Origin of the sequence: Nonomuraea turcica (assembly GCF_030718205.1) — a bacterium.
Classification (GTDB): domain Bacteria; phylum Actinomycetota; class Actinomycetes; order Streptosporangiales; family Streptosporangiaceae; genus Nonomuraea.
Genome location: NZ_JAUZQF010000009.1, coordinates 259,618 through 280,563 on the forward strand (window position 1 = coordinate 259,618; position 20,946 = coordinate 280,563).

Genomic DNA, 20,946 nt, shown 5'->3' on the forward strand with positions numbered 1-20,946 from the left:
GGACGAGGTGGGCGGCCTCATGCCGCGGTCAGCACCGGTACGGGCACGACGCTGCGCCCATCGGGCAGCAGCTCGCCGGTGTCGTCGAAGAACACCACCCCGTTGCACAGCAGACCCCATCCCTGCTCGGGGTGGTAGGCGACCAGACGCGCGGCCTCGCGGCCGGCGGCGTCGGCGGGCGGGCATGGAGGCAGATGCTGGCACATGACGCGAATCCTCGAACTTTCCGGTTCCCTCGCTCCCCGCCTTCTCGCGGGTCACACCATCAGAGTGCCTCCGCACCCACCCCCAGAAAGAGGTGATAAATCCCCATATAGGTACCTATGTCACGTACGTAAGTGGAGGGCCGCCCCCACCCCGAGACGACCCTCCACCCGCCGGCGTCAGCCGGCTGCGCGCACCGGCTGGCGCAACACCGTCCGCGGAAGCGGAGCGTCGAACGCCGTCAGATACACCTCGTGATGCATCCCGTGAGGCACCAAGCCCTTCCCGGCCATGAACTCCTCCATCACCGCCAGCGACACATGCTCCTCACTGAACGGCCCCTCGTGAACCACCTCCACACACAACCCCTCCGTGAACGTCACCACCTGCACCCGATCCACCGCCGCCCCCGAGCCCCGAGCCTCCTCCCGCGCCCGCTCCAGCGCCCCCGCCTCCACCGGCCCCGCCGGCGGCAGCAGCAGGTGCCAGCGCCACGACTCCCGCTCCACCTCCAGCCCCGGCCGCTCGTCCTCCACCCACCACAGGCCCTCCAGCGGCCCACCCGGCCCGCCCATCGGCCCGGCCACCGCATACAGCGCCCGGATCGCCGCGCCATGCTCGGCACCGCCCGGCTCCCCCACGCCCGACACGCACAACCGCGTCACCGCACCATGCGTCACCAGATCAGGGATCATTGCTCCTCCTCCATCGCGACCATCACGTCCGTCGTCAGCTCCTCCGGCGAGGTGAGCGCCGGATCCGACACGTACACCTCGCGGATCGGACCAGCCACCGCATGCCGCCGCTCGGCACACCACGCCAGCACGGCATGCGCCGTCAACGAAATCTGCTCATAAGGCCCGACATGCGTCGCACAGGCGAACACACCACCGAATAGAACCTGCACCTCCGCTCCCCCGCCCAGCTCCTCACCCACCGATCCGCCCACCTCATCGCCCAGCACCAGCGCGACCGACACCTCCACCACCTCGCCCAGCTCCACCGGGAACAACCCGATCAGCCGCACCTCCGCCCTGCCCGCCGGCAGGCACCGCAGCACCCGGCGCACCGCCGCCGACGTGGCCCGCCCGATGTCCTCCGGGCCCCGCGCCACCTCCCGCACCACCGCCGCCCGCCGCGGCGGCTCCGCCACCAGCCGCACCCGCGCCGACGGCAACCCCTCGGCCATCACCCGCTCCAGCGCCGCCAGCATCCGCCGCCGCCGCGCCAGCTCCGCCTCCAGCTCCGCACGCACCGGCGCCAGCGCCTGCGGCCCGCCCGCCAGCACCTGCGCCACCACCGCCAACGGCACGTCCATCGACCGCAGCAACCCGATCGCCAGCGCCTCCCGCGCCTGCGCCGCCCGGTAATACCGGTAACCCGTCCCCGCGTCCACATACGCCGGCCGCAACAACCCCAGCTCGTCGTAGTGCCGCAACTGCTTGACGCTCAACCGGCCCAGCCGGGCGAACTGCCCGATCGGCAGCAGATCCTCTTCCACACCCCCAGCATGGGGCCTCCCACCAAGGGAGAGTCCAGCCGGCTTGACCCTCACGCAACGGCAGACCGCACAGTGGAGACATGAGCTTCTCCGTAGGGCAGGTCGCCCGGCTTGCCGGCATCACCGTCCGCACCCTGCACCACTACGACGAGATCGGCCTGCTCACCCCCGGCGAGCGCACCCGCGCCGGCTACCGCCGCTACACCGACGCCGACCTCGTCCGCCTGCAGCACATCCTCCTCTACCGCGAACTCGGCTTCCCCCTGGAGGAGATCGCCGTCATCCTCGACGAACCCGCCACCGACGAGCTCACCCACCTGCGCCGCCAGCACGAACTGCTCACCCGCCGCGCCCAGCACCTGCAGCACGTCATCGCCGCCGTCGAACGCGCCATGCAGGCCCGCACCCTCGACCTCCCCCTCACGCCCGAGGAACGTTTCGAGATCTTCGGCGGCTTCCGCCCCGAAGACCACGACGCCGAAGTCGAACGCCGCTGGGGCGACACCGCCCAGTACGCCGAAAGCCGCCGCCGCGTCGCCGGCTACACCAAGGCCGACTGGCTCGAGCTCAAGGCCGAGGCCGCCGCCATCGGCGGCGACCTCGTCGCCGCCTTCAAGGCCGGACTGCCCGCCGACGGCGAGCTCGCCATGGACCTGGCCGAACGCCACCGCGGCCACATCACCCGCTGGTTCTACGACTGCAGCCACGACATGCACCGCCGCCTGGGCGACCTGTACGTCGACGACCCTCGCTTCACCGCCGCCTACGACGCCCTCGCCCCCGGCCTGGCCGGCTACCTGCGCCAGGCCATCCACGCCAACGCCCGCCGCCACCCCTAATACATGCCCTTGCAGGCATATAACCCGGTGAGTATATTCGGGGTATGCGCTTCGACGTGCTCGCAGAACCCGCCCGACGCCACATCCTCGACCTGCTCCTCGAACGCCCCCGCCTCGTCGGCGAACTCACCGCCCACCTCGGCCTCACCCAGCCCGGCACCTCCAAACACCTGCGCGCCCTGCGCGAAGCCGGCCTCGTCACCGTCCGCAAAGACGCCCAACGCCGCTGGTACGAACTCCGCCCCGCCCCCCTCGCCGAAATCGACGCCTGGCTCACCCCCTACCGCCGCCTCTGGACCCACACCCTCGACCGCCTCGAAGCCCACCTCGACACCATGGAGGACGACCAGTGAACGAAACCCTCACCCTGCACCCCGACGGCCGCACCACCGTCCGCATGCAACGCCGCCTCCCCCACCCACCCGACAAGGTCTGGCGCGCCATCACCCAGCCCGAACACCTCGCCGCCTGGTTTCCCGCCGAGGTCACCATCGACGGCGACCGCATCACCTACAGCTTCGGCCCCGACGGCCGCATCACCCACCACGACCCACCCCACGTCTTCGCCCACACCTGGGGCGACGACCACCTCCGCTGGGAGCTCGAGCCCGACGGCCCCGGCACCCTGCTCACCTTCACCCACACCTTCACCGACCGCCACGGCGCCGCCAGCTTCACCACCGGCTGGCACACCTGCATCGCCGCCCTGCGCGCCCACCTCGACGGCCGCCCCTTCCCGCACGACCCCGCCGCCATGGCCCGCCTACACGAGGACTACATCCACATCCTCGGCCTCGACCCCGCCACCGTCGACGGCGACACCCTGCGCCTGGAACGCCAGCTCACCCGCCCCGCCGACGACGTCTGGCACCACCTCGACGGCGACCAGGCCACCCTCGGCGACCCGCCCCCCGCGCCCTTCACCGCCACCGGCGTCCCGGCAGGCCCCGTCACCCGCACCGAAACCGGCAAGATCCTCGAATACGACACCCCGAGCGGCACCGTCCGCTGGGAACTGACCCAGGGCACCGGCCACGGCGCGCGCCTGATCCTCACCTGCACCGGCGACCCGGCCACCCTGCCCGCCTGGCGCGTCCGCGTCGAAGAACTGGCCGCTGCCCTCGTGGGCTGATTTGTTAGAAGCTCACGGTATGCCGTACCAGCCCGAGGTCCTTTACAATGTAGATCACTAGGCCGTGAGCCCAAGGGCGGCCGCCGTCGCCGCCCTGGCACGCCCGGGGGCCATCAGCAGATCCGTCGAATCCGACAGCTGATCCACGCACCCCACCGCCGGCAACCCCTTGATGGTCGCATCCGACACCGACGCCATCAGCGCCTCGGCGAACCGGTCTCCCCCGATCACCCGGAACGGCCGGTCGAAAAACCCCCGCACCCCCTCATCCAGCCGCTCGGCCAGCGCCACCCGGTTCTGCAACGCCGCCACCCGCTCGTACGCCCCCGTCAGGCCCTCCTCGCGCTGGCGCCACGATCGCGCCGCCACGGCGGCCCCCAGGCACTCCCCCAGCTCCGCCGAGCCCGGCAGCCGCGCCAGCGCACTGCCCAGCCATTTGGGATACGGCGGGTACCGCCGGCGCAGCAGCAGCGCCAACCGCATCACCTCCCGCGCCAGCCGCGCCCCCTCCACGGCCGAGCCCAGCTCATCGCCGACCTCGCCGCACCGGCCGGGAAACGGCTCCTCCTCTGCGATCCGCCGCCACTGACACGCCAGGACATACCGCCACACGTCCTGCGGATACCAGCGCAACGCCGCCCTGGCCGCCTCCAGCGCGCCCAGCCCGTCGTGGAACACCTCCCCGCACGTCACCTCGGCCAGGCGCTGCCACGGCACCGACAACCAGTCCAGCAGCGACACCCCGGCCCGCGGGTCGAAGCCGAGCATGTCCGTCAGCCACGCGCCCGGCTCCGTCACCGTCACCCCGGGCCGCACCTCGCCGTGGTAGCCGAACACCGTCGGCAACCCGCGGAAACGCTCCGGCAGGCCCGCCACGACCTTGGCCTCCACCTCGGCCACGTCCGCCGCCGCCGTGAACACCAGCACCCGCGGCCCCCAGTCATGATCGGCCGACCGCGCGGTGTCGAACGCCAGCACCTCCGACCCCGGACCGATCAATGCCGCACTGTGCGGCACCCGGGGCACCAACGGGGCCACGACCTCGTGGTAGAAGTCCCGCGACAACTCAATACCAGGCACAAAGTTGGACATCACCCCGACAACTGTGCACGAGCGCCGCCCGAACCACACCCGGTTTTCCCCGCGGCGACCGGCAGGTCAGGAGGCCGGGTCAGGCGGGCACACGCCCGGCCCTCACGCCGCGCAAGCGCGCGTCACAAGATCGCGCCCGGCCGGTAGAGCGCCGCCTCAGGATGCGCCGCCACGACCTGGCCCACCTGCTGCGAGACCGCCTCCACCTGATCGGCCGCCGCGCCGGTGAACGACACCCGGTCGGCCAGCAACGCCTCCAGCTGCGCACGATCGAGCGGGAAGCGCTCATCGCCGGCCAGCAGGTCCAGCAGCGCGTTACCGGCGCCGCGCGAGCGCATCGCCAGCGCCGCCGCCACCGCGTGCTCCTTGATCAGCTCGTGCGCCTGCTCGCGGCCCATCCCCGCCCGCACCGACGCCATCAGCATCTTCGTCGTGGCCAGGAACGGCAGGTAGCGGCCCAGCTCGGCGGCGATCACCGCCGGGAAGGCGCCGAACTCCTCCAGCACCGTCAGCATCGTCTCCACCAGCCCGTCGAAGGCGAAGAACGCATCCGGCAACGCCACCCGCCGCACCACCGAGCACGACACGTCGCCCTCGTTCCACTGGTCGCCCGCCAGCTCCCCCGTCATGGAGGCGTAGCCGCGCAGCACCACGGCCAGGCCGTTGACCCGTTCGCACGAGCGCGTGTTCATCTTGTGCGGCATCGCCGACGAGCCGACCTGCCCCTCGGCGAACCCCTCGGTGACCAGCTCATGCCCGGCCATCAGCCGGATCGTCTTGGCCAGCGACGACGGCGCCGCCGCCAGCTGCACCAGCGCGGTCACCACCTCGAAGTCCAGCGACCGCGGATAGACCTGCCCGACGCTGGTGAAACGGGAGGCGAACCCCAGATGCGCGGCCACCCGGCCCTCCAGCTCGGCCAGCTTGCCGCGGTCACCGCCCAGCAGGTCCAGCATGTCCTGGGCGGTGCCGACCGGGCCCTTGATGCCGCGCAGCGGGTAGCGGCCGATCAGCTCCTCCAGCCGCCGGTAGGCCACCAGCAGCTCATCGGCGGCCGTCGCGAACCGCTTGCCCAGCGTGGTGGCCTGCGCCGCCACGTTGTGCGAGCGGCCCGCCATCACGCTCGCCTCGTGCTCCTCGGCCAGCGTCGCCAGCCGCGCCAGCAGCGCCACCGTCCGGTCGCGCACCAGCAGCAGGCTGTCGCGGATCTGCAGCTGCTCGACGTTCTCGGTCAGGTCCCGCGAGGTCATGCCCTTGTGCACCTGCTCGTGCCCGGCCAGCGCGTTGAACTCCTCGATGCGGGCCTTGACGTCGTGCCGGGTGACGCGCTCCCGCGCCGCGATCGAGTCCAGATCGACCTGCTCGACCACCTTGTCGTAGTCGGCGATCGCGCCCTCCGGGACCGCGATCCCCAGCTCGGCCTGCGCCCGCAGCACCGCCAGCCACAACCGCCGCTCCGCGACGATCTTGTATTCGGGCGACCACAGGCGGGTCAGCTCCGGCGAGGCATAGCGGGTGGCCAGGACATTCGGGATACGCGGCTTCGACGTCACGTCGCACAAGTCTATGCACCCTCCCGCGACGCCTCGCGCGCAGGCTCAGCGTCCCGGCGGCACGAACACGTACCGCCGCTTGCCGCCGTCCAGCCGCAGCTCCACCGCCGTCCAGGACGCCAGGAACGGGGCCGGCGGCCGGCGGGAGGTCGTGATGACGCCCACCCAGTCGCCCCGCGCCAGCGCGGCCCTGATCGACGACGGCACCGACGACCGGCCACCGTAATGACGGAAGACCCCATGCGCGGCACACCGCGCCAGGAAGGCGATCTGCACGGCGTCGTGACCGTACAGGAAACACGGCGGGCGCATGCCCAGCTGCTGCAGCCGGGCCGCGACCGCCGGATTCACGGCACGGGCGGTGTGGACGGCGCCACCGTGGACGACGACGGACCTCGCCTGCAGGACGAAGTAGCACACCATGGCGGCGACGGCGAGCACCGCGGTGCCGCGCCGCCGGCACAACCACACGACCCCCGCGGCGACCGGGAGGGCCAGCAGGGCGTAGGCGGGCAGCAGGAAACGCGGAGCGGCATAGCCGACGGTGAAGAGGTAGACGAAAGCGAGCGACAGGCCGCAGGCCGCGGCCGCCAGGAGTGAGCGGCGCCGCGCCGCCCACACGCCCAGCCCCGCCACGACCGGCACGGCCGCGAACCAGGCGATCTGCGCCAGTGGGTAACCCCCGCACTCGACGCCGAAACGGCACAGCAGCGGCCCGTTCAGCGCGCGCAGATGATCGGGCAGGCTGAAGTGCAACCCCGTCGCGTTCTCCGCCCCCGCCGCGCGCAGCCGCGCCACCGGCCCGCCGAACCGCACGAGCGCCTCGCCTATCCATTGCGCCCAGCCGATCGCCAGCCCCGCCGCCACGGCCGCGAGCAGCCGCGCCCGCCGCCGCACGATCCCGTACCCGAGCAGCGGCGCCGCCAGCCAGGTCGCATCCGAAGGGCGCAGCAGTGACGCCAGGGCGAACGCCGCCACCACCCCGGCCGCGACCAGCCGGGACCGGGGGCGCCTGCCGGCCAGGCAGGCCAGGCCCACCCCGGCGACAGCGCAGTAGGCGAGCCACATGTTCGGCATGGCCTCGTTGCCGTACAGCACCGACAGCCACAGCCCGGCGAACAGCGCGGCGGCCAGCGGCGCGAGCGGCCCCGGCCGCAGCCGGACCCACGGCGCGTAGGCCAGGAACAGCGCGATCCCGGACAGCACACTCAGATACCCGCGGATGGCCGTCACCGACGGCGTGAGGAGGGCGACGGGCGCGGCCAGCAGCTGAACCCCGCGGGCGCGCGGCGCGGTGAACTCGGCGGCGGGCACGCCGCGGGCCACCTGGCTGAGGTAAACGCTCTCGTCCCAGCCCAGCCCGATCCGCGCCGTGAACACCAGCTGAACCACCGTGGAGCAGACGGCTACCAGCGCCAGCGCCCCATAGGGGCGGCGCGCGGCGGCCCACACCCGCAGCCGGGCCACCGCGCGCCGCCTCGTCACGGCCGGATCCTGGAGCTCATCCATGCGCCCCACGCTACGAACGGCCAGGTAAGAGACCGTTCAGAGCACGGTCAGCGGCGCGCCCGCACGGCACCAGGCCGTGCGGGCGCGCGCGAGACGACTCACGTGGCCGGCGTGAGAACCTTCTCCTCCGGCTCCTCGGTCGCAGGCGCGGCCGGCGTGCGCCGCATCCGCTCCTTCGTCCGCTCCACCACCGTGTACAGCGTCGGCACCAGGACCAGGGTCAGCAGCGTCGAGGAGATCAGCCCGCCGATCACCACGATCGCCAGCGGCTGCGAGATGAACCCGCCCGACCCGGTCACGCCCAGCGCCATCGGCGTCAGCGCGCAGATCGTGGCCACCGCCGTCATCAGGATCGGACGCAACCGCCGCCGGCCGCCCTCGATCACCGCCTCGACCACGCCCATGCCCTGCTCGCGATACTGGTTGATCAGGTCGATCAGCACGATCGCGTTCGTCACCACGATCCCGATCAGCATCAGCATGCCGATCAGCGCCGGCACGCCCAGCGCCGTGTCGGTGGCCACCAGCAGCCCGACCGCGCCCGTCGCCGCGAACGGGATCGACACCAGCAGGATCACCGGCTGGATGAAGCTGCGGAACGTCGCCACCATGATCATGAACACGATCGCGATCGCCGCCAGCATCGCCAGCCCCAGATCGGCGAACGCGTCCGCCTGATCGGCCGACGCGCCGCCCATCTCATAGGAGGCGCCCGAGCCCAGCTGCAGCCCGTCCAGCGTCGTCGTCAGCGTCTGCGTCACCGCGCCCAGGTTCCCGGCGTCGGCGACCTTGGCCGAGACGGTGGCCGAACGCTCACCGTCGATCCTGGTCACCTGCGTCGGACCGGCCACTTCCTTGACGTCGGCCACCGTCGACAGCTTCACCGTCCCGGCCGCCGTGGCCAGCTCCAGATCCTCGACCGCCTCGACGTCCTCCGGCGCGTCCGCGCCCCGCAGCACCAGATCGCTGGCACGGCCGTCCAGCGTGATCTGACCCAGCGGCGCGCCGCGGAACGCCTGCGCCACCGCCTGCCCGATCTGCGCCTCCGACAGGCCGCGCTCGGCGGCCTCCGCACGGTCGACCACGACCTCGACCCGCGGCGCCCCGGCCTCCAGGTTCGACGACACGTCCCGCAGCCCGGACACCTCGCCCATCGCCCGCGTGACCTCGTCACTCGCCGTACGCAACGTCTCGATGTCGGGCGCGCGCACGATCACGCTGACCGTGTCGGAGTTGAACCCGCCGCCGCCCCCGCCCACGGTCACCTCACCGACGCCGGACAGGCCCGCGATCTTGTCGCGCAGCTCCTGCTCGACCTTCGGCGTGTCGGCGCCGTCCTTGAGGGTGACCGAGTACGAGGCCGAGTCCGCGCTGCTGCCGCCCCCGCCGAAACCGCCGCCTCCACCGAAACCGCCGCCGCCCCCGCCGACGTTCACCTGGTACGTCTCCACCGCCTCCACGTCCGCCAGCACGTCCTCGACCCGCTGGGCGGCCTTGTCGGTGGTGGCCAGGTCCGTGCCGACCGGCATCCGCTGCGACAACGAGATCGTGTTCTGCCCCGAGGAGTCCAGGAAGTTCGTCCGCAGGCCCCCGGCCAGCCCCATCGTGCCGACGAACACCGCCACCCCGATGAGCACCGTCACCAGCTTGAACCGGGTGGCGAACCGCAACACCGGCAGATAGGCCCGCTGCAACGGCGAGCGCAGCTCCTTGGCCTCGGCCTCCTCCCGCTGCTTACGCGCCTGCTCGGGCGTCAGCTCCGGCGTCTTGAGGAACCAGTACGCCAGCACCGGCACCACCGTCAGCGACACCACCAGCGAGGCCAGCAACGCCACCGCCACCGTGATCGAGAACGGGCCGAACAGCTCGCCCACCATGCCGCCCACGATCGCGATCGGCGCGAACACCGCCACCGTCGTCAGCGTCGAGGCCGTCACCGCGCCCGACACCTCACGCACCGCCGTCAAGATCGCCTGTAGTCGCGCCTCGCCGTAGCCGAGATGCCGCTTGATGTTCTCCAGCACCACGATCGAGTCGTCCACGACCCGGCCCACCGCGATCGTCAGCGCGCCCAGCGTCAGCATGTTCAGCGAATAGTCGCCCGCCCACAGCACGATCAGCGCGATCACCACCGACAGCGGAATCGACACCGCCGTCACCAGCGTCGAGCGCACCGACAGCAGGAACACCAAGATGACCAGCACCGCGAACGCCAGCCCCAGCAGGCCCTCGGTGGTCAGGCTCTCGATCGACTGCTCCACATACGGCGCCTGGTCGAACACCACCGACACCTGCGTGTCCGAGCTGTCGCCCAGCGCCCGGGTCAGCTCCGGCAGCTTCTCCCGGATCTCGTGCGAGATCGTCACCGCGTTGCCGTCCGGCATCATCGTCACCGACACGCCCAGGCTCGACGTGCCGTCCGTACGGGTGATCGTCGTCGCGTCGGCCAGCCCCCGCTTGATCTCCGCGACGTCGCCCAGTTTGACCGGCTTGAGCGGCTTGGGCTTCGCCACCTGCTGCGGCAACCCGCCCTGACCCTGCGCTTGGCCCTGCTGAGGCTGACCCTGCTGAGGCTGACCCTGCTGAGGCTGACCCTGCTGAGGCTGACCCTGGGCCGGCGTCTGCTGAGGCTGGGCGGGCGTCAGGTAGAGGCCCTTCAGCTTCTCCACCGAGTCGACCCGCGCACCCACCTGCACCGTCAGCGTCTTGCCCGCGTCGGTCAGCGTGCCCGCCGGGATCGGAGTGCCGTTCGCCTTCAGCACGTCGGGGATCTGCGCCGCCGACACGCCCTTGTCCTTCATCTTGTCGGCGTCCGGCTCGATCGTCACCACCTCGTCGCGGGTGCCGGTGACCGCCGCCTCCCGCACGCCCTCCACGCCCTGCAACTCCGGAACCATGATCCGGCGCAGCTTGTCGGCCATCGCCCGCGAATCGCCGCCGTCGCCCACCGCCAGCACCAGCACCGGCAGGTCGTCGGTGCTGCCCGCCGTCACCTGCGGCTCCACCCCGTCGGGCAGCGTCACCCTGCTGACGGCCTGCTGCATCTTGTTCAGCGACGACTCCACATCGGTGCCGTAGGCAAAAGCGACCTGGATCGACGCCATGCCCTCCCGGGAGGTGGAGGTCATCTGCTCCATCCCCTCCAGCCCCTGGAAGGAGTCCTCGATCGGCTTGGTGACCTGCTCCTCCACGATCTCGGGCGACGCGCCGGGATACGGCGCCACCACGAAAGCGCCGGGGAACGACAACGACGGAAGCAACTGCTGCTTCAACTGCGGAATCGTGAACACGCCGAACGCGCTCACCACCAACGCCACCAAGACGACAAGAGTCCGGTTGACCAGGCTCAACCTGGCGAAAGCGGTCATAGGGGCTCCCCCTCCAGAGTTTCGCCCCAGACTAACACTTCGCCTCGTACGAATATTTAGATCAACCGAGCATTCCTGATAACCTTCTCAGGAACGAGAGGGCGGCAGTGAACGACGAACGCGAAGACCTGATCCGGCGGATCACCGAAACACAACGTGACCTGGGACGACTGTTCGCCCAGCAGCGATCGTCCCTCTTCGACTCCAACCTCACCATGCGCCAGTTCAGGGTCATCATGCTGCTGTCCGCCGAAGGCTCCGCCTCCGGCCAGGAGCTCGCCGCCGGCCTTGGCGTCGGTCTCGGCACCGTCACCGGCATCGTTGACCGGCTCATCGCCCAAGGCCTCGTCAGCCGCCGCGAAGACCCCCACGACCGCCGCGTCCGCCGCGTCGAGCTCACCACCGCCGGCACCAGCCTCGTCGCCGACATCAACGACACCGGCGCCGGCCAGCTGCGCCGCATCATGGAGCACCTCGACACCGAGACCCTGCGCAACCTCGACCAGGCCACCCGCGCCATCCGGGCCGTCGCCGGCAAACTCGACAGCGAGCCGGACCAGTAACCCCCTCCATCGCTGCCGGGTGTTTCAGAGGGATCGGTCAACGCCGCCCGGCCCACCGCCTTTACGTTGTAGATTTCTACGCCAGGCGGGACAGGACGTCCGGCAGCTCGCCCTCATAGGCCACCGTCAGCCGCCGCGTCGCCCGCGTCACCGCCACGTACAGGTCCCGCCCGCCCATCGGCGACTGCGCCAGGATCCCCGCCGGATCCACCACCACGACCGCGTCGAACTCCAGCCCCTTGGCCTGCTCCACCGTCAGCACCGCCACCGGCGCGTCCAGGCCCCCGCCCGGCCACAGCCGCGCCGCCTCCTGATGGACCGCGTCGGAGGTCACCACGCCGACCCGGCCCTCGCCGATCGCGGCCAGCTCCTCCTTCACCAGCGCCGGCAGGCCCGAGACCGGCACACGCACCGCCCGCGGCCGCGCCTCGCCGGACCGCACCGACTCCGGCGGCTCCTGCCCCGGATCGAAGGCCCGCAGCACGTGCGCCGCGACCTCCATGATCTCCGCCGGCGTGCGGTAGTTGACCTTCAGGTGCTCCACCCGCCACCGGCCCTCCAGGTAGGGGTCCAGCACCTCGGCCCACGAGCGCGCCCCCGCCGCCGATCCCGTCTGCGCGAGGTCGCCCACCACCGTCAGCGACTTGGCCGGCACCCGCCGCATCACCATCCGCCAGGCCATCGCCGACAACTCCTGCGCCTCGTCCACGATCACGTGCCCATAGGCCCACGAGCGGTCGGCCGCCGCCCGATCCGCCGTGGTCAGCTCCGCCCCGTCGTCGGCGTGCCGCTCGGCCAGCACGTCGGCCCGCTCGAAGATGCCCTCCTCCAGCACGCCCGTGCTGTGCAGCACCTCATCGGCGTACAGCAGCCGCTCGGCCTGCTCCTCCTCCTCCCGCCTGGCCGCCACCCGCCGCGCCGAGTCGTCCTCGCCCAGCAGCTCGGCCGCCTCGTCCAGCAACGGCACGTCCCCGGCCGTCCACGGCGCGCCGGCCGGCCGCACCAGCGTCTGCCAGTCCAGGCCCGGCGGCGCCACCGACCACAGCGCCTCCGGCGAGCACAGCAGCTCGCCGATCAGCCGCTGCGGCGTCAGCTCCGGCCACAGGTCGTCGACCGCGCGCCGCACCTGCGGCTCCTGCCACAGCCGCCGCGCGGCCAGGTCCAGATCCACCTCGTCCAGATCGCCTTCCAGGTCGAGGGGCTCGGCTAGCTCCTCCATCTCCGGATCGCCGTTGGCCAGCTCCTCCAGGTGCAGCGACTCCTCCAACGCCCGCGCCTCGGCCCTGGCCAGCTCCTTGAGCATCTCGGTGACGTACAGCTTGCGCGCCATGTTGTGCGGCAGCCGCACCGCCCGCGCCCGATGGCGCAGCCGCACGCACACCGCGTGCGGCACCCGCAGCGCCAGCCCGTCCAGCTCCACCACCAGGTCACCCTCCGGCACCCGCTGGCGCAGCTCCAGCGCCCGCGCCACCACCCCGGCCATCCGCACGTCGCCCTTGACCACCGCCGCGGCCGGGCCGTCGGCCGCCACCGCCCGCACCCCCGGGAACATCTCCCCGACCGTCGTCATCACGACCTGTGTCTCCCCCAGCGCCGGCAGCACCTGCCCGATGTAGCGCAGGAACATCGCGTTGGGGCCCACCACCAGCACGCCGCGCCGCTCCAGCGTGTCGCGGTGGGTGTAGAGCAGGAACGCCGCCCGGTGCAGCGCCGCCACCGTCTTGCCGGTGCCCGGGCCGCCCTGCACCACCAGCGCGCCCTGCCACGAGGCGCGGATCACCCGGTCCTGCTCGGTCTGGATGGTGGCCACCACGTCGCCCATCCGGCCCGTCCGCCCCCGGCGCAGCGCCGCCAGCAGCGCCGCCTCGCCCACCAGCGTGCGCCGCTCCCCCTCGCTCATCCCCTCCAGGTCGAACACCTCATCGTCGATGCCGACCACCACCCGATCCTTCAGATGCAGGTGCCTGCGCCGCACCAGCCCCCGCGGATCGGTGGCCGTGGCCACGTAGAACGGCCGCGCCGCCGGCGCCCGCCAGTCGATCAGCACCGACTCGTGCCGCTCGTCACGCAACCCGATCCTGCCGATGTAGACGCTGCCGCCCGAGCCGTCGTCGATGCGGCCGAAACACAGCCCCCGCTCGACCGCGTTCAGCTGCGCCAGCCTGCGCGCCTGCTCCGAGGCCAGCGCCTCGCGCTCGACCATCGCCTGGCGGGTGCCGCCGCCCCTGCCGTACACCTCGCGCAGCGCCGCCTGCGCCCGCTGCCGGGTGACGTCGAGCAGCCCGTACAGCCACGACACACGCCGCTGCTCGGTGTCAAGAGCTTCCGCGCGACCATCTTGACGATTAGCCATTCGGTGGTATACTCCTAACCGGAGGATTGTGGAGCTCGTGCCCAATGTGGGCATTGGAGCATACTCCCCACCCGCGCCCGCGCGCAAACCTCGCCACGCGGCCACACGCCCCGCCAGATGCGACAGCGCGGCTGCCTTATGCCTCCGGGGTAGGAGGGGCCGTGGAGCGACGGGGCACCAGAGTCGGCGTCACCGAGAAACGCACCGACGATGTCCGGCCCTCGATGCGTTCGAGCAGCAGCCGCCCCGCCGTCCGCCCCATGACCGCCCCATCCTGATCCACACTCGTCAGCGAGATGGTCGACACCGCCGCCAGCCGCGTGTTGTCGTAACCGGCCAGCGACACATCCGCCGGCACCGACAACCCCGCCTCGTGCAACGCCCGCAGCGCCCCCAACGCCGCCAGGTCCATCCCCGCGAAGATCGCCGTCGGGCGTGGGGAACGGCCGAGCAGCTCACGCGCCCCCTCATAACCGCCCTCCTCGGTATAGGAGGTCAGCGCCATCGCGATCTCAGCGTCCAGCCCGTGCTCACGCATCACCCGCTCGTACGTCGCCGCCCTGATCGACTCCAACGCCACCCGGCCACGCCCCCGGGCGGCGGGCTTGTTCCCGATGTGCGCGATCCGCCGGTGCCCCAGCCCGATCAGATGTCGCACGACCAGCTCCGCGCCCAGCTCGTCATCGTCGTAGACCGCGTCGTACACCGCCGACTTCTCGTGCGGGCCCAGCACCACCATCGGCATCTGCGCGGCCACCTCCTCCAGCCGCGCCCGCCCCACCCCCGGCGCGATCATGAGGATGCCGTCCACCTGCCGGTCCACCAGAGCCTCGATCGCCCGCGTCTCCGCCTGCGTCCCCGGCCCGCCCTGCACCATGATCGCCTGATAGTCGGTGCCCGCGAGCTGCTCCGACAATCCATCCAGAATGTCGGGGAAGAACGGGTTACGCAGATCCGGCAGCAGCACCCCGATCGTGAACGTGCGACCCCGCATCGCCCGCGCCGCCGCCTGCGGCCGGTAACCGAGCTCCTCGATCGCGGCCTTGACCCGGTCGCGCATGCCCGGGCTGACCCCATAGGCGCTGCGCAGCACCTTCGACACCGCCGTCGTGGACACCCCGGCGTGGCGCGCCACATCGGCGATCGTCACCCGCCGCGGCCGCTCGCGCGTGGCCATCCCCCCGCCTCTCCCTCGGACGTGCCGATTGTACGAGCGCCCGCCCGGCCCGCGGCACAGCGCACCACCACCCGGCACACCCCGCGCAGCCCCGGCCGCTCCCGGGGCCACGCAGGGTGCTAGCTTCTCCGATCGTGTCCGACTACCTACGGGAGCTGTTCTCCCTCCACGGCCGCCGTGCCCTGGTCACCGGCGGCAGCTCCGGCATCGGCTACGCCATGGCCGAGGCGATCGGCCGGGCCGGCGCCGAGGTCGTGCTGGTCGCCCGCAGAGCGCACGAGCTCGACCAGGCCGCCGCCCGGCTGCGCGCACACGGCGTCAGCGCCACCCGCATCAGCGCCGACCTCGGCGAGCGCGACGACGTCCAGCGGGTCTGCGACACCGCCGGCGACATCGACATCCTCGTCAACGACGCCGCCAACAACATCCGCAAGCCGATGGCCGAGCTCACCGCCGACGACTACGAGCAGACCATCGCCGTCAACCTCACCGCCCCCTACCTCCTCGGCCAGCACTTCGGGCCGAAGATGGCCGCACGCGGCTGGGGCCGCATCATCAACGTCGGCTCCCAGCAGACCATCAGCGCCTTCGGCGACAGCGGCGTCTACGGCGCCGCCAAGGCCGCCCTCGCCGGCCTGACCCGCTCCCAGGCCGAGGCGTGGTCGGCACGCGGCGTCTGCGTCAACACGATCATCCCCGGATTCGTGCTCACCCCGCTGACCGAGCCCGCCCAGGCCATCCCCGGCCGCGTCGAAGCCCTCGCCGCCCGCCACATGGTCGGCCGCAACGGCGTGCCGCAGGACTTCGCCGGAGCGGCGGTGTTCCTCGCCGGCGACGCCAGCGCCTTCGTCACCGGCCAGATGCTCTTCGTCGACGGCGGCTTCTCCGTGCACTAGCCCCGACGCCTTTACAGTGTAGATCACTTGCGGCGGATCTGCCGCACTCCCACCCCCTCACGCCAGGTGTCCAGGACGAGCTCGTCCGCCTCGACCCTGGTCCACACCACCTCCGTCAGCTCGATCCTGAACAGGTGCGAGCCCGGCTCCGGCGTCTCGAACGACGCCGGCACGTCCGCGCGGGCGATCTCCACCGCCCGCCCGGCCAGTTTGACGTCGCCCTCCCACGTCGAAGGATCGGAGCCCTCCGGGTCGCGGGAGGTGACGTGCAGCGCCATCCGCGGATCGCGCCGCAGGTCGGCCGCCTTGACCGCGCCCGACATCGACCCCGTCCACAGCTCGCCGTCCTTGAAGCTCGTCTCGATGCCGCTGACCCGCGGCGATCCGTCCTTGCGCAGCGTCGCCAGCACCTTGTGCCGGTAACCGTCCATCAGCCTGCGCGCCACCGCCGCCAGTTCCGGCGCCTGCCGCTCGAACTCCTGCCATGAAGCCATGCCTCCATCATGGCCGCCGCCGGCCCGCGCATCACCGTCCACCGCAAACCTCGGCGGGCTCGCCATCAGAGGTTTGCGCAGGTCAGCTCCTTGTAGCGGCATATTCGCGGTGGAAGACTGGATCTGACGGAAGGGGGAGTCATGATCGAGGTCAAGAGCATCGACAAGCCCGACGAACGCCGCGACTTCCCGCGGGGCCACCTGGAAGTGTGCAACCTCAGCGGGCTCACCTTCGGGGTGGCCACGTTCGACCCCGGCTGGCGCTGGTCGGAGTCGGTCAAACCGATCGTGGGCACGGACTCCTGCGAGGTCCACCACAACGGGTTCGTGGTCCAGGGACGGCTGCGCCTCCGGATGAACGACGGCGGCGAAGCCGAGGTCGGCCCGGGAGAGGTGTTTGTCTGCCCGCCGGGACACGACGCCTGGGTGGTGGGCGACGAGCAGTGCATCGTCTACGACTTCGCGGGTGGCATGTCCGACTACGCCAAGCGGCCGACAACCGCCTAGCCCACCAGCACTACGCGAAGCCGGGGCCGGGCTCCCAGAGGCTGATCTGGGTCCCCTGGTCGTCGGTGCAGGAGCAACCGCGGCCCGACTTGCTCGCGAACACCTCGCCGGTGCTGCCGCCCAGCTTGCGCACCTGCTCGACGGCCGCGTCGATGTCGCTCACGTGGAAGTAGAGGTTCGGCTGCGTGGACGGCCCGCCGCTGACGAAGCCCATCGGCACGGCCGTGTTGGTGACGTGCAGGTACGTCTCGTGCTCGCGGGTGAACTCCCAGCCGAACAGGGGCCCGTAGAAGGCGGCCGCCCGGTCCAGGTCCACCACGGACAGCGTGTAGTAGCCGAGCTCGACATTCATGTACGAACCTCCGCAATAATTGCCGCTATCGTTAAGCATCAACAGCCTAACGGAAGCAGGCAAATATTAACAACGACGTTAACGATCTGGACGCCACCCTGGCGGCGCTCGCCGACCCGACCCGGCGCAAGGTGATCGACCTGCTGCGCGAGGGCCCGCGCCCGGCCGGCGAGCTGGCCCAGGCCATCCAGATGAGCGCACCCGCCCTCAGCAGGCACCTACGCGTGCTGAGAGCCGGCGGGCTCGTGCAGGCCGAGACCGGCGGGACGGACGCCAGGCTGCGGCTCTACACGCTGCGCCCCGAGCCGTTCGCGGCGCTGCAGGCGTGGCTGGACCAGGTGCAGGCGTTCTGGGCCGAGCAACTGGGCTCGTTCAAGGAACACGTCGAACGCACACGGAAGGACACCCCGTGAACACGGTCCGGGCCGGCGTCACCGTCCCGGTCGACCCGGCGACCGCGTTCCGGATCTTCACCGACGAGATCGACAGCTGGTACGTCCGCGGCCGCCACAGCTGGGTCGACCCCGCCCGCGCGGTCGGCATCCGGTTCGAGGACGGCTACCTGCGCGAGCTGTGGTCCGACGGCGGCCACGTCGACACCGGCAAGATCCTCGCCTGGGAGCCGCCGCACCGCCTCGTCTGGGCCGACCTGATCAACGAGACCGGCCGGATGGAGATCGAAGTGGCCTTCAGCCCGGTCGACGGCGGCACCGAAGTCACCCTGGAGCACCGCGGACTCGACACGCTGCCGCCCGACGTGGCCGGGCGGATCCGGCGCGGCTACTCCTGGAACATCGTCCTGCGCTGGTACGCCGACCAGTGGGTGGGCTAGCGGCGGCCGTATTTCTTGTGCACGGCCTGCTTGCTCACGCCGACCGCGTCGGCGATCTGCGCCCACGCCAGCCCCGCCACGCGGGCCCGCCGCACCTGGACCGCCTCCAGGCGCTCGATCTCGCGGCGCAGCGCGGTCGTGGCCTGCAGCGCCAGCAGCGGATCATCGTCCTGCGCCTGCCGCATCAAGGTCGCCAGGTCGTTCGTCATGCACTAAAGGTAATCCAGCAGCAGCCGCGCGATCTCCTCCGGCCGTTCCAGGGCGGGCAGATGCCCGGCCCAATCCAGCTCCACCAGCCGCCCCTGCGGCAGCTCGCCGGCCAGGTGGCGGGCACACCGCCGGAACCACTCCAGGTCGTGCGCCCCGACCACCACCAGCGCCGGAACGTCGATCGCCGCCGGCGTGAACTCGGTCTCCACCTGCTCCGGCTCAGGATCGGCGGCCAGCTGCAGCGCGTACGCCTTACGCTGCATGGCCGCCAGCCGCTCCCGGGCCGCGGCCGGCGCATGCGGCCCGAGCAGGGTGCGCACGGTCAGCCCGGCCGCACCGTCGAGGTCGCCCGCCTCCAGCAGCCGCCCCTCCTCCGACCAGTACGCCCGCACGTCGGAGGTCGGCGGCACGCCGGCGACGGGATTGAGCAGCACCAGCCGGTCGGCGAGCCCGGCCGCCGCCAGCTCCAGCGCGACCCGGGTGCCGCCCGACGAGCCGACCAGCGCCGCCCGGCGCACGCCCAGACCGGCCAGGACCTCGGCCACGTCCGCCGCGTCGCTGTAAGGGGCCTCGGCCCGGTATGGGGTGCGGCCGTACCCGCGCAAGTCCACTGTGATCACCCGGAACCGCTCGGCCAGGGCCTCCACCTGCCCCTGCCACATACCGGAGTCGGCCGCCGTCGAATGCAGCAGCACCACCGGCTCACCCGCGCCGTGCTCTGCGTGCCAGATCGTCACCGCGACTCCACCACCAGCCGCACGCCCAGCCCGATCAGCACCACGCCGGAGATCTGCTCCAGCCGGCGCCTCACCGCCGGGCGGCCCAGCCAGTCCTTGGCCTTGGCCACCGCCCAGATGAGCAGCCCGTACCACAGCAGGTCGATGAGCACCCACACGACGGCCAGCGTCACCAGCGTGACCGGCACGTTCTGCCCCGCCGGGACGAACTGCGGCAGGAACGACATCGCGAACACCGCCGCCTTCGGATTGGCCAGGCACGTCCCGACTCCCGCCAGGTACGCCCCGCGCCACCCCGGCGCCGTGGCCACCTCGGCAGGCGGCGCGCCCTTGCGGGCCTGCCAGAGCGCCTGCACGCCCATCACGACCAGCACCACGGCGCCGACCACCCGCATGACGTCGTAGGCGAGCTGGGAGGCCACCAGCAGCGCCGACAACCCGAAGGCTGCGGCCAGGCCCCACAGCAGGATGCCGGTCTCGTTGCCCAGCGTGGCCGCCAGGCCGCTGCCGCGGCCGGACCGCAGGGTCTGGCGGAGGATGATGGCGGTGCTGACCCCGGGCACCATGGCCACCAGGACGCACGCGCCCGCGAACGCGAGAAGATACATGCCGGGCATCCTGGCAGAACACCGCCCCGGAACGCGCCCGGATTTTCAGCCGTAGAGCTTGCTCAGCTCGGCGACCGCCTCCCGCATCAACGTGCGCAGCACGGGCGGCTCCAGCACCTCGACGTCCGCCCCCATGCGCAGCAGCAGCCAGCGCGCGTGCGTGATCGACTCCACCGGCAGGGTGAGCGTGACCCAGCCCTCCGGATCGGGCTTCCCGGCCGCCGCCAGGGCGGCGTCGACGACGTCGCGGCCCATCGTGTACGCCAGCAACTCCTCCCGTCCCGGGGCGAGCTTGACCACGGCCTCGGCGGTGTACATCCGCTCGCGGAACTCCTTGGCGTACGCGCTCCAGAACGCGCCCAGCTCGAACCCCTCCGGCCGCGGGAAGTGCCCGGGCAGCGTCTGCAGCGTCAAGATGCGCGCCACCCGGTAGGTGCGCGGCGAGCCGTCCGGCGGAGCGGCCACCAGATACCAGGAGCCGCCCTTGAGCACCAGCCCGAACGGGTGGATCACCCGGTCGACCTCCTGCTGCCCCCAGCGGCGGTAGGTCATGTGCAGCGGCCGCTGCTCCCACACCGCCTCGGCCACCTCGCTCAGATGCGGCACGTCGTCGCCCGAGCGATACCAGCTGGGCACGTCCAGCAGGAACCGCTCCCGGATGCGCGAGGCGTGCGAGCGCGGCTCGGGCGGCAGCGCGGCCAGCAGCTTCAGCTCCGCGGTGGCCGCCACCTCCGCCAGCCCCAGCTCCGCCGCCGGCCCCGGCAACCCGGCCAGGAACAACGACGACGCCTCCTCGGCGGTCAGCCCGGTGAGCCGGGTGCGGTAGCCGTCCAGCAGCTGATATCCGCCCACCGGCCCGCGATCGGCGTAGACGGGCACGCCGGCCGCCGACAGCGCCTCCACGTCGCGGTAGACCGTACGGACCGACACCTCCAGCTCGGCGGCCAGCTCGGGCGCGGTCATGCGGCCGCGCGTCTGAAGCAGCAAGAGGAGGGAGAGCAGACGGCTGGCGCGCATAC

At 71.8% G+C, this 20,946-nt stretch carries 23 protein-coding genes; 8 read left to right on the top strand and 15 right to left on the bottom strand.

Translation table 11 applies throughout. From position 1 onward, the window contains the following. Positions 1 to 17: 17 nt before the first annotated feature. From Q9G87_RS24465 to Q9G87_RS24475, 3 genes are all read right to left on the bottom strand, one after another. Complete coding sequence (locus Q9G87_RS24465; protein ID WP_305918780.1) at positions 18 to 206, bottom strand: DUF5999 family protein; 189 nt, start codon at positions 204 to 206, stop codon at positions 18 to 20. A gap of 177 nt (positions 207 to 383) precedes the next feature. Further along, positions 384 to 899 carry a hypothetical protein gene (locus Q9G87_RS24470; RefSeq protein ID WP_305918781.1) on the bottom strand — a complete coding sequence of 172 codons (516 nt, stop codon included), beginning with the start codon at positions 897 to 899 and terminating at the stop codon, positions 384 to 386. After that, the gene (locus Q9G87_RS24475; protein WP_305918782.1) at positions 896 to 1,705 is read right to left on the bottom strand and encodes a MerR family transcriptional regulator; all 810 of its coding nucleotides are present in this window, start codon (positions 1,703 to 1,705) and stop codon (positions 896 to 898) included. The genes Q9G87_RS24470 and Q9G87_RS24475 overlap by 4 nt, the downstream gene beginning before the upstream one ends. A gap of 80 nt (positions 1,706 to 1,785) precedes the next feature. Between Q9G87_RS24475 and Q9G87_RS24480 the strand changes: the two genes are divergently transcribed. Genes Q9G87_RS24480 through Q9G87_RS24490 form a run of 3 tightly spaced genes read left to right on the top strand, consistent with a single transcriptional unit; the run spans position 1,786 to position 3,676 of the window. Beyond that, the gene (locus Q9G87_RS24480; protein WP_305918783.1) at positions 1,786 to 2,544 is read left to right on the top strand and encodes a MerR family transcriptional regulator; all 759 of its coding nucleotides are present in this window, start codon (positions 1,786 to 1,788) and stop codon (positions 2,542 to 2,544) included. Positions 2,545 to 2,588: 44 nt separating this feature from the next. Then, positions 2,589 to 2,897 (top strand): ArsR/SmtB family transcription factor, encoded by a 309-nt coding sequence (locus tag Q9G87_RS24485; RefSeq protein ID WP_305918784.1) that lies wholly within the window; start codon positions 2,589 to 2,591, stop codon positions 2,895 to 2,897. Continuing rightward, on the top strand, positions 2,894 to 3,676 hold the full coding sequence (locus Q9G87_RS24490; protein ID WP_305918785.1) for an SRPBCC domain-containing protein: 783 nt from the start codon (positions 2,894 to 2,896) through the stop codon (positions 3,674 to 3,676). The genes Q9G87_RS24485 and Q9G87_RS24490 overlap by 4 nt, the downstream gene beginning before the upstream one ends. 57 nt (positions 3,677 to 3,733) lie before the next feature. Here the strand turns inward: Q9G87_RS24490 and Q9G87_RS24495 are convergent, their stop codons facing one another. The 4 genes from Q9G87_RS24495 to Q9G87_RS24510 form a co-directional block, all read right to left on the bottom strand. Beyond that, the gene (locus Q9G87_RS24495; RefSeq protein ID WP_305918931.1) at positions 3,734 to 4,768 is read right to left on the bottom strand and encodes a DUF4037 domain-containing protein; all 1,035 of its coding nucleotides are present in this window, start codon (positions 4,766 to 4,768) and stop codon (positions 3,734 to 3,736) included. Positions 4,769 to 4,890: 122 nt separating this feature from the next. After that, positions 4,891 to 6,321: an adenylosuccinate lyase gene (gene purB, locus Q9G87_RS24500; RefSeq protein WP_305918786.1), complete on the bottom strand. Its 1,431-nt coding sequence runs from the start codon at positions 6,319 to 6,321 to the stop codon at positions 4,891 to 4,893. 45 nt (positions 6,322 to 6,366) lie between these two features. Continuing rightward, positions 6,367 to 7,830 (bottom strand): hypothetical protein, encoded by a 1,464-nt coding sequence (locus Q9G87_RS24505; protein ID WP_305918787.1) that lies wholly within the window; start codon positions 7,828 to 7,830, stop codon positions 6,367 to 6,369. 98 nt (positions 7,831 to 7,928) lie between these two features. Further along, entirely contained in the window at positions 7,929 to 11,198 is a 3,270-nt protein-coding gene (locus Q9G87_RS24510; protein WP_305918788.1) for an efflux RND transporter permease subunit, read from the bottom strand. A gap of 107 nt (positions 11,199 to 11,305) precedes the next feature. On the opposite strand from Q9G87_RS24510, the gene Q9G87_RS24515 reads away from it, so the two are divergent. Next, positions 11,306 to 11,761: a MarR family winged helix-turn-helix transcriptional regulator gene (locus tag Q9G87_RS24515; protein WP_305918789.1), complete on the top strand. Its 456-nt coding sequence runs from the start codon at positions 11,306 to 11,308 to the stop codon at positions 11,759 to 11,761. A gap of 76 nt (positions 11,762 to 11,837) precedes the next feature. On the opposite strand, the gene Q9G87_RS24520 is transcribed toward Q9G87_RS24515, so the two are convergent. After that, the gene (locus tag Q9G87_RS24520) at positions 11,838 to 14,114 is read right to left on the bottom strand and encodes a HelD family protein (RefSeq protein WP_305918790.1); all 2,277 of its coding nucleotides are present in this window, start codon (positions 14,112 to 14,114) and stop codon (positions 11,838 to 11,840) included. A 136-nt stretch (positions 14,115 to 14,250) separates the two neighbouring features. Then, complete coding sequence (locus Q9G87_RS24525; protein ID WP_305918791.1) at positions 14,251 to 15,291, bottom strand: LacI family DNA-binding transcriptional regulator; 1,041 nt, start codon at positions 15,289 to 15,291, stop codon at positions 14,251 to 14,253. 134 nt (positions 15,292 to 15,425) lie between these two features. Here Q9G87_RS24525 and Q9G87_RS24530 point away from each other — a divergent pair, with 134 nt between their 5' ends. After that, on the top strand, positions 15,426 to 16,187 hold the full coding sequence (locus Q9G87_RS24530; protein ID WP_305918792.1) for an SDR family NAD(P)-dependent oxidoreductase: 762 nt from the start codon (positions 15,426 to 15,428) through the stop codon (positions 16,185 to 16,187). 23 nt (positions 16,188 to 16,210) lie between these two features. On the opposite strand, the gene Q9G87_RS24535 is transcribed toward Q9G87_RS24530, so the two are convergent. Then, on the bottom strand, positions 16,211 to 16,681 hold the full coding sequence (locus Q9G87_RS24535; protein ID WP_305918793.1) for a pyridoxamine 5'-phosphate oxidase family protein: 471 nt from the start codon (positions 16,679 to 16,681) through the stop codon (positions 16,211 to 16,213). A gap of 141 nt (positions 16,682 to 16,822) precedes the next feature. Between Q9G87_RS24535 and Q9G87_RS24540 the strand changes: the two genes are divergently transcribed. Beyond that, entirely contained in the window at positions 16,823 to 17,188 is a 366-nt protein-coding gene (locus tag Q9G87_RS24540) for a cupin domain-containing protein (RefSeq protein WP_305918794.1), read from the top strand. Between the two features lie 10 nt (positions 17,189 to 17,198). Here the strand turns inward: Q9G87_RS24540 and Q9G87_RS24545 are convergent, their stop codons facing one another. Then, a complete protein-coding gene (locus Q9G87_RS24545; RefSeq protein ID WP_305918795.1) occupies positions 17,199 to 17,540 on the bottom strand; it encodes a VOC family protein in 342 nt (113 codons plus the stop codon). A gap of 98 nt (positions 17,541 to 17,638) precedes the next feature. Here Q9G87_RS24545 and Q9G87_RS24550 point away from each other — a divergent pair, with 98 nt between their 5' ends. Together Q9G87_RS24550 and Q9G87_RS24555 are read left to right on the top strand one after the other, a co-directional pair. Then, positions 17,639 to 17,953 carry an ArsR/SmtB family transcription factor gene (locus Q9G87_RS24550; protein WP_305918932.1) on the top strand — a complete coding sequence of 105 codons (315 nt, stop codon included), beginning with the start codon at positions 17,639 to 17,641 and terminating at the stop codon, positions 17,951 to 17,953. Continuing rightward, on the top strand, positions 17,950 to 18,372 hold the full coding sequence (locus Q9G87_RS24555; protein ID WP_305918796.1) for an SRPBCC domain-containing protein: 423 nt from the start codon (positions 17,950 to 17,952) through the stop codon (positions 18,370 to 18,372). Before Q9G87_RS24550 ends, Q9G87_RS24555 begins: the two co-directional genes overlap by 4 nt. Here the strand turns inward: Q9G87_RS24555 and Q9G87_RS24560 are convergent. From Q9G87_RS24560 to Q9G87_RS24575, 4 genes are read right to left on the bottom strand one after another with little or no spacing between them, the layout of a single operon-like run. After that, on the bottom strand, positions 18,369 to 18,581 hold the full coding sequence (locus Q9G87_RS24560; RefSeq protein ID WP_305918797.1) for a hypothetical protein: 213 nt from the start codon (positions 18,579 to 18,581) through the stop codon (positions 18,369 to 18,371). The two genes, Q9G87_RS24555 and Q9G87_RS24560, sit on opposite strands and share 4 nt — an antisense overlap. 3 nt (positions 18,582 to 18,584) lie before the next feature. Further along, complete coding sequence (locus Q9G87_RS24565) at positions 18,585 to 19,319, bottom strand: alpha/beta fold hydrolase (protein WP_305918798.1); 735 nt, start codon at positions 19,317 to 19,319, stop codon at positions 18,585 to 18,587. Then, positions 19,316 to 19,927 (bottom strand): LysE family translocator, encoded by a 612-nt coding sequence (locus tag Q9G87_RS24570; RefSeq protein WP_305918799.1) that lies wholly within the window; start codon positions 19,925 to 19,927, stop codon positions 19,316 to 19,318. The genes Q9G87_RS24565 and Q9G87_RS24570 overlap by 4 nt, the downstream gene beginning before the upstream one ends. A 45-nt stretch (positions 19,928 to 19,972) precedes the next feature. Beyond that, on the bottom strand, positions 19,973 to 20,944 hold the full coding sequence (locus tag Q9G87_RS24575) for a helix-turn-helix transcriptional regulator (protein WP_305918800.1): 972 nt from the start codon (positions 20,942 to 20,944) through the stop codon (positions 19,973 to 19,975). Positions 20,945 to 20,946: the final 2 nt, after the last annotated feature.